Raw genomic sequence first — 14,456 nt, forward strand, 5'->3', positions numbered from 1 at the left:
CCCGTCATGCCTGATGACCATAGCGAGCTGGTCCCACCCCTTCCCATCCCGAACAGGACCGTGAAACAGCTCCACGCCGATGATAGTGCGGATTGCCCGTGTGAAAGTAGGTAATCGTCAGGCTCCTCTACAAGCGAGACCCCGGCCCTAAAAAGCCGGGGTTTTTGCTTTTCCGCTCTCCCTATAAGTGAGAGCGTTGTGGGATCGACGCCGAACAAAGTGCTTGACACGATTCGGATGTTCCCCCATAATCATCAGTTCTCTGCGGAGGGGTGCCCGAGTGGCTAAAGGGGGCAGACTGTAAATCTGTTGGCTTACGCCTACGTTGGTTCGAATCCAACCTCCTCCACCAGAATTCAGCTGTAGCAGTGACGGGCCGGTAAAGATTGCGCTAGCAGCTGCGCGATCGAAATGGCCGGCGAACCTCGCGGGTGTAGCTCAATGGTAGAGCAGAAGCCTTCCAAGCTTACGACGAGGGTTCGATTCCCTTCACCCGCTCCAGCGAAGCATTAAAGCGGTTCAGAGCAGTTTTCGCCCATGTGGCTCAGTGGTAGAGCACTCCCTTGGTAAGGGAGAGGTCGGCAGTTCGATCCTGCCCATGGGCACCAGCCGGATCTAGCGGGCGTCTAAAGCCCCGCATCGAGCAGGCAGCAGCAAGCCAGTGATTGTTTGCGCGCCCCGCGCAACGTACGGAAAAATCCTCTTAGGAGTCGAAAATGGCCAAGGGTAAGTTTGAGCGGACCAAGCCGCACGTGAACGTGGGCACGATCGGTCACGTTGACCACGGCAAGACCACGCTGACGGCAGCGATCACGACGGTTCTGACCGCGAAGTTCGGCGGCGAAGCGAAGGCGTACGACCAGATCGACGCGGCGCCGGAAGAAAAGGCACGTGGTATTACCATCAACACCGCGCACGTCGAGTACGAAACGGCTAACCGCCACTACGCACACGTCGACTGCCCGGGCCACGCTGACTACGTGAAGAACATGATCACGGGCGCGGCGCAGATGGACGGCGCGATCCTGGTGTGCTCGGCCGCTGACGGCCCGATGCCGCAAACGCGTGAGCACATCCTGCTCGCCCGTCAGGTCGGCGTGCCTTACATCATCGTGTTCCTGAACAAGTGCGACATGGTCGACGACGCCGAGCTGCTCGAGCTGGTCGAAATGGAAGTGCGCGAGCTCTTGTCGAAGTACGACTTCCCGGGCGACGACACGCCGATCATCAAGGGTTCGGCCAAGCTGGCGCTGGAAGGCGACAAGGGCGAACTGGGTGAAGTGGCGATCATGAACCTGGCCGACGCACTGGACACGTACATCCCGACGCCGGAGCGCGCAGTTGACGGCGCCTTCCTGATGCCGGTGGAAGACGTGTTCTCGATCTCGGGTCGCGGCACGGTGGTGACGGGTCGCGTCGAGCGCGGCATCGTCAAGGTCGGCGAGGAAATCGAAATCGTCGGTATCAAGCCGACGGTGAAGACGACCTGCACGGGCGTGGAAATGTTCCGCAAGCTGCTCGACCAGGGTCAGGCAGGCGACAACGTGGGTATCCTGCTGCGCGGCACGAAGCGTGAAGACGTGGAGCGTGGCCAGGTGCTGGCCAAGCCGGGTTCGATCACGCCGCACACGCACTTCACGGCTGAAGTGTACGTGCTGAGCAAGGACGAAGGCGGCCGTCACACGCCGTTCTTCAACAACTACCGTCCGCAGTTCTACTTCCGTACGACGGACGTGACGGGCTCGATCGAGCTGCCGAAGGACAAGGAAATGGTCATGCCGGGCGACAACGTGTCGATCACGGTGAAGCTGATCGCTCCGATCGCGATGGAAGAAGGTCTGCGCTTCGCAATCCGCGAAGGTGGCCGTACCGTCGGCGCCGGCGTGGTTGCAAAGATCATCGAGTAAGTTTTTTGCCAGTCTCGTTGATCGACTAAGTGGTTTCGGGGTTGGCGATGCCGCCAACCCCAAAATGGTTTAGGGGTATAGCTCAACTGGCAGAGCGTCGGTCTCCAAAACCGAAGGTTGGGGGTTCGATTCCCTCTGCCCCTGCCAACTTCTCGCGCTCAGGCGCGTTGTTCTTTAAGGTGTTATGGCGAATCCTTCCGTCGAAACTGTTAATACTTCCAGCGACAAGCTGATGCTTGCGGCGGGCGTATTGTTGGTTGTGGCCGGGTTCGTAGGGTTCTACTGGCTCGGTAGCCAGGAGTGGTATGTCCGCGGTGCAGCGCTCGCAGTGGGCGTGATCGCGGGGGTGGTGGTCGGTCTTCTCTCGGCGCCCGGCAAGAGCTTCATCGCGTTTGCCAAAGACTCGTACAAGGAAGTTCGCAAGGTCGTCTGGCCGACTCGCAAAGAGGCCACGCAAACGACCCTGGTGGTCTTCGGTTTTGTGCTGGCCATGGCCATCATTCTGTGGGTTTGCGACAAATCCATCGAGTGGGTGATTTTCTCGGCGATTCTGGGTTGGAAATGATATGAGCGATACACCGGCATCCCCGAGCGGAAAACGTTGGTATGTGGTGCACGCCTACTCCGGCATGGAGAAGAGCGTGCAACGTGCGCTTCAGGAGCGCATCGAACGTGCTGGCATGCAGGACAAGTTTGGCCAGATCCTCGTGCCGACTGAAGAAGTGGTCGAGGTGAAGGGTGGTCACAAATCGGTGACCGAGCGTCGTTTCTTTCCGGGCTACGTCCTGGTCGAGATGGAAATGACGGACGAAACGTGGCACCTCGTGAAGAACACGGCAAAGGTGACCGGTTTCGTCGGCGGGGCGCGTAATCGCCCGAGCCCGATTTCGCCGCGCGAAGTCGAAAAGATCATGTCGCAGATGCAGGAAGGCGTTGAGAAGCCGCGCCCCAAGACCCTGTTCGAAGTCGGCGAGATGGTCCGCGTGAAGGAAGGTCCGTTCACGGACTTCAACGGCAGCGTCGAAGAAGTCAACTACGAAAAGTCGCGCGTCCGGGTCTCCGTCACCATTTTCGGTCGCGCCACACCGGTCGAACTCGAATTCGGCCAGGTCGAAAAGCTGTAAATCGAATACTACGGATCGCGCCTCGGGTGCGATCCGTTTTTCCGCGCTTACGGTCCGCGTTATGGCCGTAGAGGAGCGCCAGTAGTCTAATCGGCTGTAGATGCCGCCAAAGCAGTTGGCACAGCGAAGATTGTGGCGAACGCGCGCTACCACTCACCAGAACGCTCACGCGTTCCAAAGAGGTTTCAACATGGCAAAGAAAATCATCGGCTTTATCAAGCTGCAGATTCCTGCAGGTAAAGCCAACCCGTCGCCGCCGGTCGGTCCGGCACTGGGTCAGCGCGGCCTGAACATCATGGAGTTCTGCAAGGCGTTCAACGCGCAGACTCAAGCGATGGAACCGGGTCTGCCGACGCCGGTCGTGATCACGGCATTCGCGGACAAGAGCTTCACGTTCATCCTGAAGACGCCGCCGGCCACGATTCTGATCAAGAAGGCAGCGAAGGTCGACAAGGGTTCGGCCAAGCCGCATACGGACAAGGTCGCTACGATCACCCGCGCGCAAGCCGAGGAAATCGCCAAGACCAAGATGCCGGACCTTACGGCAGCCGATATGGATGCAGCGGTTCGCACGATCGCTGGTAGCGCCCGCTCGATGGGCATCATCGTGGAGGGTGTGTAAATGGCTAAGGTTTCCAAGCGTCAAAAGGCACTGGCTGCCAAGATCGACCGCCAAAAACAGTACCCGATCGGCGACGCACTGTCGCTCGTGAAGGAATGCGCCACGGCGAAGTTCGACGAGTCGATCGACGTCGCAGTGCAGCTCGGCATCGATGCGAAGAAGTCGGACCAGGTCGTTCGCGGCTCGGTCGTTCTGCCCGCAGGTACCGGCAAGTCGGTCCGCGTTGCAGTGTTCGCGCAAGGTGAAAAGGCTGAACAAGCCAAGGCAGCAGGCGCAGAGATCGTCGGTATGGAAGACCTCGCCGAGCAGATCAAGGGCGGCAACCTGAACTTCGACATCGTGATCGCTTCGCCGGACACGATGCGCGTCGTCGGTACGCTCGGTCAGATCCTCGGCCCGCGCGGCCTCATGCCGAACCCGAAGGTCGGCACCGTGACGCCGGACGTGGCGACCGCGGTCAAGAACGCGAAGGCGGGTCAGGTGCAATTCCGTGTCGACAAGGCCGGTATCATCCACGCCACCATCGGCCGTGCATCGTTCGAGCCGACCGCGCTGCGCAGCAACCTGGACGCGCTCCTCGACGCGCTGACCAAGGCGAAGCCGGCAACGAGCAAGGGCGTGTACCTGCGCAAGATCGCTGTCTCGAGCACGATGGGCGTTGGCGTTCGCGTCGACCAGACGTCGCTCGCAGCGTAATAGTTTTGCCGCGTTGAAGCTCGAAAGGGCTGCAGCGCGGATTTAAAGGGCTTTGGGCGGTTGTGCAGCGGCGGTAAGCGCGGTGCAACCGGTTGTCAAAGACCGTTGGCGGAAGTGCAGCAGTTGGGTGCTTCCTTAATGCAAAGCCAACGCAGATGGCGAACCCGAAAAGGTTTTGAAGTGCTGATGTGAGCGGATGCAGGCGGTAACGCCTGACGATGCAAACTGATTTACTCCGGACTGGTCGGTCGCCGTTGTTGAACGCGGCACATGTAGCGAAAGCAAAGTGTGTCGAATCTGGAGGTTAACCGTGCCACTGAACAAAGAAGGTAAGCAGGCCGTCGTGGCTGAAGTCTCCGCGCAAGTCGCGAAGGCTCAGACCATGGTGCTGGCCGAGTATCGTGGAATCGCGGTTGGCGATCTGACCAAGCTGCGCGCGAAAGCGCGTGAGCAGCAGGTGTACCTCCGCGTGTTGAAGAACACGCTGGCGCGTCGCGCTGTCGAAGGTACCCCGTTTGCTCCGCTGGCAGAGCAGATGACTGGCCCCCTGATCTACGGCATCTCGGAAGATGCAATTGCTGCTGCGAAGGTCGTCAATGACTTCGCGAAGGGCAATGACAAGTTGGTCATCAAGGCTGGTTCCTACGAAGGCAAGGTGATGGACGTGGCAGGCGTGCAAGCGCTGGCCAACATCCCGAGCCGCGAAGAACTGCTCTCGAAGCTGCTGTTCGTTATGCAAGCTCCTGTTTCCGGCTTCGCGCGTGCTCTGGCCGCGCTGGCGGAGAAGAAGCAAGCAGAAGCTGCCTGATTTCAGGCAGACGAACGAGCAAGAGCGAGCGAGAAAGATCGCTAGCTGTTTCCGAATTCAAATCTGGAGTAATTTCAAATGGCAATCGCAAAAGAAGACATCCTCGAAGCCGTTGGCTCGATGTCGGTTCTTGAACTGAACGAACTGGTCAAGGCGTTCGAAGAGAAGTTTGGCGTGTCGGCAGCTGCTGTGGCAGTCGCTGGCCCGGCAGGCGGCGGCGCTGCTGCTGCTGCTGAAGAGCAGACCGAATTCACGGTCAACCTGCTCGAAGCCGGCGCAAACAAGGTTTCGGTCATTAAGGCCGTTCGTGAACTGACGGGTCTCGGCCTGAAGGAAGCGAAGGACCTGGTCGACGGCGCACCGAAGCCCGTGAAGGAAGCGGTGCCCAAGGCTGCTGCTGAAGAAGCCAAGAAGAAGCTGGAAGAAGCCGGCGCGAAGGCTGAAATCAAGTAAGTTTCAGCGCGCTGTGCGAAGGCTGGCGGTTTTTACACCGCCGGCCTTTTTGTGCTTTGTGGATTCTGCGTTTTTGTGTTCGATTTTTTAGAAGTCGGAGGCGGGATGCGGGATCCAGAAGCCAAAGAAAAACGTCTTTCGCCGGGTGAGTGCCTCAAGGGCATGATCTGTGCGCACGACGCTTCTCTTTGTCTTCTGAAGCGACTGCAGAAGGCAAGTTTGGTCGGGCAGCGGGCACGTTATGACAAGCCGAAATCCGTTGCCGTCAGCCAGCGGTTGGTAGAGGCCAACCACCAAGCTTCCAGGGCTCGCGAAGCCATCGGGTCTCAGTCGGTGAACACTCGGGTCGTCCTACCCGCCGTGATTCGGAGATCGTATGCACTATTCCTTCACCGAGAAGAAGCGTATTCGCAAGAGTTTCGCGAAACGCCCCATCGTTCACCAGGTTCCTTTCCTGCTGGCTACCCAGCTTGAATCATTCAGCACATTCCTGCAAGCAGAAACGGCGACCGCACAACGCAAACCGGAAGGTCTGCAGGCAGCGTTTTCGTCCGTTTTTCCTATTGTTTCCCATAACGGCTTTGCTCGTCTAGAGTTCGTCAGCTACATGCTGTCGTCGCCGGCATTCAACATCAAGGAATGCCAGCAACGCGGTTTGACGTACTGCTCGGCGCTGCGCGCCAAGGTCCGTCTCGTCCTGCTCGACAAGGAATCGCCGAGCAAGCCGGTCGTGAAGGAAGTGAAGGAACAGGAGGTGTACATGGGCGAAATTCCGCTCATGACGCCGACCGGTTCGTTCGTCATCAACGGCACCGAGCGTGTCATCGTCTCGCAGCTGCATCGCTCGCCTGGCGTGTTCTTCGAACACGACAAGGGCAAGACGCACAGCTCGGGCAAGCTGCTCTTCTCGGCCCGTATCATTCCTTACCGCGGTTCGTGGCTCGACTTCGAGTTCGACCCGAAGGACGTGCTGTACTTCCGCGTCGACCGTCGCCGCAAGATGCCGGTCACGATCCTGCTGAAGGCCATCGGCCTCACGCCGGAACAGATCCTCGCGAACTTCTTCGTGTTCGACAACTTCACGCTGATGCCGGAAGGCGCGCAGATGGAGTTCGTACCGGAGCGTCTGCGCGGTGAAGTCGCGCGCTTCGACATCAGCGATCGCGAAGGCAAGGTCATTGTCCAGAAGGACAAGCGCATCAACGCGAAGCACATTCGCGACCTCGAAAGCGCGAAGACGACGTACATTTCGGTCCCCGAAGATTATCTGCTCGGTCGCGTTCTCGCGAAGAACGTCGTCGACGGCGACACGGGCGAAGTGATCGCGAACGCGAACGACGAGATCACCGAAAGCGTGCTCGAGAAGCTGCGCGAAGCGAAGATCAAGGACATCCAGACGCTCTACACGAACGATCTGGACCAGGGTCCGTACATCTCGTCGACGCTGCGTATCGACGAAACCGCCGACAAGATGGCCGCGCGCATCGCGATCTACCGCATGATGCGTCCGGGCGAGCCGCCGACCGAAGAAGCGGTCGAGGCGCTGTTCAACCGCCTGTTCTACAGCGAAGAAGCGTACGACCTCTCGAAGGTGGGTCGTATGAAGTTCAACCGCCGCGTGGGCCGTGACGAAATCGTCGGCCCGATGACGCTGCAGGACGACGACATCCTCGCGACCATCAAGATCCTCGTCGAGCTGCGTAACGGCAAGGGCGAAGTGGACGACATCGACCACCTCGGCAACCGTCGCGTGCGTTGCGTGGGCGAACTCGCGGAAAACCAGTTCCGCGCGGGTCTCGTGCGCGTCGAACGTGCCGTGAAGGAACGCCTCGGCCAGGCCGAAAGCGAAAACCTGATGCCGCACGATCTGATCAACTCGAAGCCGATTTCGTCGGCGATTCGCGAGTTCTTCGGTTCGTCGCAGCTGTCGCAGTTCATGGACCAGACCAACCCGCTCTCGGAAATCACGCACAAGCGTCGTGTTTCCGCACTGGGCCCGGGCGGTCTGACGCGCGAGCGCGCAGGCTTCGAAGTCCGCGACGTGCACCCGACCCACTACGGCCGCGTGTGTCCGATTGAGACGCCGGAAGGTCCGAACATCGGTCTGATCAACTCGCTCGCACTGTACGCGCACCTGAACGAATACGGCTTCCTCGAAACGCCGTATCGCAAGGTGGCAGACGGCAAGGTGACCGACCAGATCGACTACCTGTCGGCGATCGAAGAAGGCCGTTACGTGATCGCTCAGGCGAACGCGGCGGTGGCTGAAGACGGCACGCTGACCGACGAACTGGTTTCGTCGCGTGAAGCGGGCGAAACGCTGATGGTCACGCCGGACCGCATCCAGTACATGGACGTGGCGCCGTCGCAGATCGTCTCGGTTGCAGCCTCGCTGATTCCGTTCCTCGAGCACGACGACGCGAACCGTGCACTGATGGGCTCGAACATGCAGCGTCAGGCCGTGCCTTGCCTGCGTCCGGAAAAGCCGGTCGTCGGTACGGGTATCGAGCGCACCGTTGCGGTCGACTCGGGTACGACGGTTCAGGCGCTGCGTGGCGGCGTGGTCGACTACGTCGATGCCGGCCGTATCGTGATTCGTGTGAACGACGACGAAGCGGTTGCTGGTGAAGTGGGTGTGGACATCTACAACCTCATCAAGTACACGCGTTCGAACCAGAACACGAACATCAACCAGCGTCCGATCGTGAAGATGGGCGACAAGGTTGCGCGCGGCGACGTGCTGGCTGACGGCGCATCGACCGATCTGGGCGAGCTCGCGCTCGGCCAGAACATGCTGATCGCGTTCATGCCGTGGAACGGCTACAACTTCGAAGACTCGATCCTGATCTCGGAGAAGGTGGTTGCGGACGACCGTTACACGTCGATCCACATCGAAGAACTGAATGTCGTTGCACGCGACACGAAGCTCGGACCGGAAGAAATCACGCGCGACATTTCGAACCTCGCGGAAGTGCAGCTTGGCCGTCTCGACGAGTCGGGCATCGTGTACATCGGCGCGGAAGTCGAAGCGGGCGACGTGCTCGTGGGCAAGGTCACGCCGAAGGGCGAAACCCAGCTCACGCCGGAAGAAAAGCTGCTGCGCGCGATCTTCGGCGAGAAGGCTTCGGACGTGAAGGATACGTCGCTGCGCGTGCCCTCGGGCATGAGCGGCACGGTCATCGACGTGCAGGTGTTCACGCGTGAAGGCATCCAGCGCGACAAGCGTGCTCAACAGATCATCGACGATGAACTGAAGCGCTATCGCCTCGACCTGAACGACCAGCTGCGCATCGTGGAAGGCGACGCGTTCCAGCGTCTCGCCCGCATGCTCGAAGGCAAGGTCGCCAACGGCGGTCCGAAGAAGCTCGCGAAGGGCACGAAGATCGAGCGCGCGTACCTCGAAGATCTGGATCACTACCACTGGTTCGACATCCGCCTCGCGGACGAAGAAGCAGCGGCGCAGCTCGAAGCGATCAAGAACTCGATCGAAGAGAAGCGTCACCAGTTCGATCTGGCCTTCGAAGAAAAGCGCAAGAAGCTCACGCAAGGCGACGAACTGCCGCCGGGCGTGCTGAAGATGGTCAAGGTGTACCTCGCGGTGAAGCGCCGTCTGCAGCCTGGCGACAAGATGGCAGGCCGTCACGGTAACAAGGGTGTGGTGTCGAAGATCGTTCCGATCGAAGACATGCCGTACATGGCCGATGGCCGTCCGGCAGACGTCGTGCTGAACCCGCTCGGCGTGCCGTCACGGATGAACGTGGGTCAGGTTCTCGAAGTGCACCTCGGTTGGGCCGCGAAGGGTCTGGGCTGGCGTATTGGCGAGATGCTTGCGCGTCAGACGAAGGTTGCAGAGCTGCGTGAGTTCCTCACGAAGATCTACAACGAATCGGGCCACAAGGAAGACCTCGACAGCTTCAGCGACGACGAGATCCTCGAACTCGCGAAGAACCTGCGCGAAGGCGTGCCGTTCGCAACGCCGGTGTTCGACGGTGCGACCGAAGAGGAAATGGGCAAGATGCTCGATCTGGCATTCCCGGACGACGTCGCCCAGAACCTCGGCATGACGCCCTCGAAGAACCAGGTGCGTCTGTACGACGGCCGCACGGGCGAGATGTTCGAGCGTACGGTGACCGTGGGCTACATGCACTACCTGAAGCTGCACCACCTTGTCGACGACAAGATGCACGCGCGTTCGACGGGTCCGTACTCGCTCGTCACGCAGCAGCCGCTGGGTGGTAAGGCGCAATTCGGTGGTCAGCGCTTCGGTGAAATGGAAGTGTGGGCGCTCGAAGCGTATGGCGCTTCGTATGTGCTGCAGGAAATGTTGACGGTGAAGTCCGATGACGTGACGGGCCGGACGAAGGTGTACGAGAACCTCGTCAAGGGCGACCACGTGATCGACGCGGGCATGCCGGAATCCTTCAATGTGCTGGTGAAGGAAATCCGCTCGCTCGGCATCGACATCGACCTCGACCGCAACTAATCGGACTACGGAGAGAAGGCAATGAAAGCTCTGCTCGATCTATTCAAGCAAGTCCAACAAGAAGAAGTTTTTGACGCGATCAAGATCGGTCTGGCCTCGCCGGACAAGATCCGCTCGTGGTCGTTCGGCGAAGTGAAGAAGCCGGAGACCATCAACTACCGTACCTTCAAGCCGGAACGGGATGGTCTGTTCTGCGCGAAGATCTTCGGGCCGATCAAGGACTACGAGTGCCTGTGCGGCAAGTACAAGCGCCTGAAGCACCGTGGCGTGATCTGCGAGAAGTGCGGCGTTGAAGTCACGCTGGCGAAGGTGCGTCGCGAACGCATGGGCCACATCGAGCTGGCCTCGCCGGTCGCGCACATCTGGTTCCTGAAGTCGCTGCCGTCGCGTCTGGGCATGGTGCTCGACATGACGCTGCGCGACATCGAGCGCGTGCTGTACTTCGAAGCATACGTGGTGATCGAACCGGGCATGACGCCGCTGAAGGCGCGGCAGATCATGACCGAAGAGGATTACTACAACAAGGTCGAAGAGTACGGTGACGAATTCCGTGCCGAAATGGGCGCGGAAGGCGTGCGCGAACTGCTGCGCGCGATCAACATCGACGAACAGGTCGAGACGCTGCGCACCGAGCTGAAGAACACCGGCTCGGAAGCGAAGATCAAGAAGTACGCGAAGCGCCTGAAGGTGCTCGAGGCTTTCCAGCGTTCGGGCATCAAGCCCGAATGGATGGTGCTCGAAGTGCTGCCGGTGCTGCCGCCCGAACTGCGTCCGCTGGTGCCGCTGGACGGTGGCCGTTTCGCGACTTCGGACCTGAACGATCTGTATCGCCGCGTCATCAACCGTAACAACCGTCTGAAGCGTCTGCTCGAGCTCAAGGCGCCGGAGATCATCGTCCGCAACGAAAAGCGGATGCTCCAGGAAGCCGTGGACTCGCTGCTCGACAACGGTCGTCGCGGCAAGGCGATGACGGGCGCGAACAAGCGTCCGCTGAAGTCGCTCGCCGACATGATCAAGGGTAAGGGCGGCCGCTTCCGTCAGAACCTGCTGGGCAAGCGCGTGGACTACTCGGGCCGTTCGGTCATCGTGGTGGGTCCGACGCTCAAGCTGCACCAGTGCGGTCTGCCGAAGCTGATGGCGCTCGAACTGTTCAAGCCGTTCATCTTCAACAAGCTGGAAACGATGGGCGTTGCCACGACCATCAAGGCTGCGAAGAAGGAAGTCGAGAACCAGACGCCGGTGGTGTGGGACATCCTCGAAGAGGTGATCCGCGAGCACCCGGTCATGCTCAACCGTGCGCCGACGCTGCACCGTCTTGGCATCCAGGCTTTCGAGCCGGTGCTGATCGAAGGTAAGGCAATCCAGCTGCACCCGCTCGTTTGCGCGGCGTTCAACGCCGACTTCGACGGTGACCAGATGGCCGTTCACGTTCCGCTGTCGCTCGAAGCGCAGATGGAAGCGCGTACGCTCATGCTCGCGTCGAACAACGTCCTGTTCCCGGCCAACGGCGATCCGTCGATCGTGCCGTCGCAGGATATCGTGCTGGGTCTGTACTACGCCACGCGTGAAGCGATCAACGGCAAGGGCGAAGGCATGACGTTCACGGGCGTGTCGGAAGTGCTGCGCGCGTACGAGAACAAGGAAGTCGAGCTGGCCTCGCGCGTGAACGTGCGTATTACCGAAATGGTCCACAACGAGGACAAGTCGGAAGGCGCACCGGCATTCGTGCCGAAGATCTCGCTGTACGCGACCACGGTCGGCCGTTCGATCCTGTCGGAAATCCTGCCGCCGGGTCTGCCGTTCTCGGTGCTGAACAAGCCGCTGAAGAAGAAGGAAATTTCGCGTCTGATCAACACCGCGTTCCGCAAGTGCGGTCTGCGCGAAACGGTGATCTTCGCTGACCAGCTGATGCAGTCGGGCTTCCGCCTCGCAACGCGCGCCGGTATTTCGATCTGCGTGGACGACATGCTCGTGCCGCCGCAGAAGGAAACCATCGTCGGCGAAGCCGCGAAGAAGGTGAAGGAGTACGACCGTCAGTACATGTCGGGTCTCGTCACCGCGCAGGAACGCTACAACAACGTGGTCGACATCTGGTCGAACACGTCGGAAGCGGTCGGCAAGGCGATGATGGAGCAGCTCGCGACGGAACCGGTGATCGACCGCGACGGCAAGGAAACGCGTCAGGAATCGTTCAACTCGATCTACATGATGGCCGACTCGGGCGCGCGGGGTTCCGCAACCCAGATTCGCCAGCTGGCGGGTATGCGCGGCCTGATGGCGAAGCCGGACGGCTCGATTATCGAAACGCCGATTACCGCGAACTTCCGCGAAGGTCTGAACGTGTTGCAGTACTTCATCTCGACCCACGGTGCACGTAAGGGTCTGGCTGATACGGCACTGAAGACCGCGAACTCGGGTTACCTGACGCGTCGTCTCGTCGACGTCACGCAGGATCTCGTGGTCGTCGAGGAAGATTGCGGCACGTCGAACGGCGTGGCGATGAAGGCCCTCGTGGAAGGCGGTGAAGTCGTCGAAGCGCTGCGCGACCGTATTCTCGGCCGTGTGGCGGTGGCGGACGTCGTCAATCCGGAAACGCAGGAAACGATCTACGCTTCGGGCGACCTGCTCGACGAAGACGCGGTCGAAACGATCGAAAGCCTCGGCATCGACGAAGTGCGCGTGCGCACGCCGCTGACCTGCGAAACGCGTTACGGTCTGTGCGCATCGTGCTATGGCCGCGACCTGGGCCGTGGTTCGCGCGTGAACGTCGGCGAAGCCGTCGGCGTGATCGCAGCACAGTCGATCGGCGAACCGGGCACGCAGCTCACGATGCGTACGTTCCACATCGGTGGTGCGGCGTCGCGTGCGGCAGTGGCCTCGTCGGTGGAAGCCAAGTCGAACGGTACCGTGCGCTTCACGGCGACGATGCGTTACGTTACGAATGCGAAGGGCGAGCAGGTCGTCATCTCGCGTTCGGGCGAAGCCATCATCGCCGACGATCACGGCCGCGAGCGCGAGCGTCACAAGGTGCCGTACGGCGCGACGCTGCTGCAGCTCGATGGCGCAGCGATCAAGGCCGGTACGCAGCTCGCAACGTGGGATCCGCTCACGCGTCCGATCATCACCGAGTACGGCGGTACGGTGAAGTTCGAGAACGTCGAGGAAGGCGTGACCGTGGCCAAGCAGATCGACGACGTCACGGGTCTGTCGACCCTCGTCGTGATCGACGTGAAGCGCCGCGGTTCGCAGGCGGCGAAGAGCGTGCGTCCGCAGGTCAAGCTGCTCGACGCGAACGGCGACGAAGTGAAGATCCCGGGCACGGAGCATTCGGTGCAGATCGGCTTCCAGGTCGGCGCACTGATCACCGTGAAGGACGGTCAGCAGGTGCAGGTCGGTGAAGTGCTCGCACGTATCCCGACCGAAGCCCAGAAGACGCGTGACATTACCGGTGGTCTGCCGCGTGTGGCGGAACTGTTCGAAGCACGTTCGCCGAAGGACGCAGGTATTCTGGCGGAAGTCACGGGTACGACGTCGTTCGGTAAGGACACGAAGGGCAAGCAGCGTCTCGTTATCACGGACCTCGAAGGCAATCAGCACGAGTTCCTGATCGCGAAGGAAAAGCAGGTGCTGGTCCACGACGGTCAGGTCGTCAACAAGGGCGAAATGATCGTGGACGGCCCGGCCGATCCGCACGACATCCTGCGTCTGCAGGGGATCGAGGCGCTGTCGCGTTACATCGTGGACGAAGTGCAGGACGTGTACCGTCTGCAGGGCGTGAAGATCAACGACAAGCACATCGAAGTGATCGTGCGTCAGATGCTGCGTCGTGTGCAGATCACCGACAACGGTGATACGCGCTTCATCCCGGGCGAGCAGGTCGAGCGTTCGGACATGCTGGACGAAAACGACAAGATGAACGCCGAGGACAAGCGCCCGGCAACGTACGAGAACGTGCTGCTGGGTATTACGAAGGCATCGCTCTCGACCGATTCGTTCATCTCGGCGGCATCGTTCCAGGAAACGACCCGCGTGCTGACCGAAGCGGCGATCATGGGCAAGCGCGACGATCTGCGTGGCCTGAAGGAAAACGTGATCGTCGGTCGTCTGATTCCGGCTGGTACGGGTCTCGCCTTCCACAAGGCGCGCCGTGCGAAGGAATCGTCGGATCGCGAGCGTTTCGACCAGATCGCAGCGGAAGAAGCGTTCGAGTTCGGTACGCCGGAAACCCCGGCCGCCGAGCCGCAGCCGCAACAGCCGCATACGACGGACGAGTAAGCGCGGGGCGGCGCAAGCCGCCTTTCGCTGCGGGCTCACATGCCCTCGCAAAAGCCGCCTGGTTTTCACCGGGCGGCTTTTTTATTGG

The 14,456-nt window shown here is 60.5% G+C and carries 9 protein-coding genes, 4 tRNA genes and 1 rRNA gene; all 14 read left to right on the plus strand.

Annotation, left to right across the window (positions count from 1 at the left end):
- Window positions 1–9: 9 nt before the first annotated feature.
- The 14 genes from rrf (at window position 10) to rpoC (ending at window position 14,368) form a co-directional block, all read left to right on the plus strand.
- Window positions 10–123, plus strand: a 5S ribosomal RNA gene (gene rrf, locus AB4Y40_RS32775).
- A gap of 143 nt (window positions 124–266) precedes the next feature.
- A tRNA-Tyr gene (locus tag AB4Y40_RS32780) sits at window positions 267–352 on the plus strand.
- Between the two features lie 75 nt (window positions 353–427).
- Window positions 428–501: transfer RNA gene (locus AB4Y40_RS32785), tRNA-Gly, on the plus strand.
- Between the two features lie 32 nt (window positions 502–533).
- Window positions 534–608: transfer RNA gene (locus tag AB4Y40_RS32790), tRNA-Thr, on the plus strand.
- Window positions 609–716: 108 nt separating this feature from the next.
- Window positions 717–1,907, plus strand: a complete 1,191-nt coding sequence (gene tuf, locus AB4Y40_RS32795) for an elongation factor Tu (RefSeq protein WP_028371383.1) — start codon at window positions 717–719, stop codon at window positions 1,905–1,907.
- A 71-nt stretch (window positions 1,908–1,978) separates the two neighbouring features.
- A tRNA-Trp gene (locus AB4Y40_RS32800) sits at window positions 1,979–2,054 on the plus strand.
- A 37-nt stretch (window positions 2,055–2,091) separates the two neighbouring features.
- On the plus strand, window positions 2,092–2,472 hold the full coding sequence (gene secE, locus AB4Y40_RS32805; RefSeq protein ID WP_028208940.1) for a preprotein translocase subunit SecE: 381 nt from the start codon (window positions 2,092–2,094) through the stop codon (window positions 2,470–2,472).
- A 1-nt stretch (window position 2,473) separates the two neighbouring features.
- Entirely contained in the window at window positions 2,474–3,031 is a 558-nt protein-coding gene (nusG, locus tag AB4Y40_RS32810; RefSeq protein WP_028208939.1) for a transcription termination/antitermination protein NusG, read from the plus strand.
- Window positions 3,032–3,221: 190 nt separating this feature from the next.
- A complete protein-coding gene (rplK, locus tag AB4Y40_RS32815; RefSeq protein ID WP_028208938.1) occupies window positions 3,222–3,653 on the plus strand; it encodes a 50S ribosomal protein L11 in 432 nt (143 codons plus the stop codon).
- Window positions 3,654–4,349: a 50S ribosomal protein L1 gene (gene rplA / locus AB4Y40_RS32820; protein ID WP_042272956.1), complete on the plus strand. Its 696-nt coding sequence runs from the start codon at window positions 3,654–3,656 to the stop codon at window positions 4,347–4,349.
- A 310-nt stretch (window positions 4,350–4,659) separates the two neighbouring features.
- On the plus strand, window positions 4,660–5,157 hold the full coding sequence (gene rplJ, locus AB4Y40_RS32825; protein ID WP_069269335.1) for a 50S ribosomal protein L10: 498 nt from the start codon (window positions 4,660–4,662) through the stop codon (window positions 5,155–5,157).
- A 78-nt stretch (window positions 5,158–5,235) separates the two neighbouring features.
- Entirely contained in the window at window positions 5,236–5,610 is a 375-nt protein-coding gene (gene rplL, locus AB4Y40_RS32830) for a 50S ribosomal protein L7/L12 (RefSeq protein WP_027821097.1), read from the plus strand.
- 376 nt (window positions 5,611–5,986) lie between these two features.
- Window positions 5,987–10,093, plus strand: coding sequence for a DNA-directed RNA polymerase subunit beta (gene rpoB / locus AB4Y40_RS32835; protein ID WP_069269333.1), 4,107 nt, complete (start codon window positions 5,987–5,989; stop codon window positions 10,091–10,093).
- A gap of 21 nt (window positions 10,094–10,114) precedes the next feature.
- Window positions 10,115–14,368: a DNA-directed RNA polymerase subunit beta' gene (rpoC, locus tag AB4Y40_RS32840; RefSeq protein WP_368691422.1), complete on the plus strand. Its 4,254-nt coding sequence runs from the start codon at window positions 10,115–10,117 to the stop codon at window positions 14,366–14,368.
- Window positions 14,369–14,456: the final 88 nt, after the last annotated feature.

Origin of the sequence: Paraburkholderia sp. EG287B, assembly GCF_040965595.1 — a bacterium.
Lineage (GTDB): Bacteria > Pseudomonadota > Gammaproteobacteria > Burkholderiales > Burkholderiaceae > Paraburkholderia.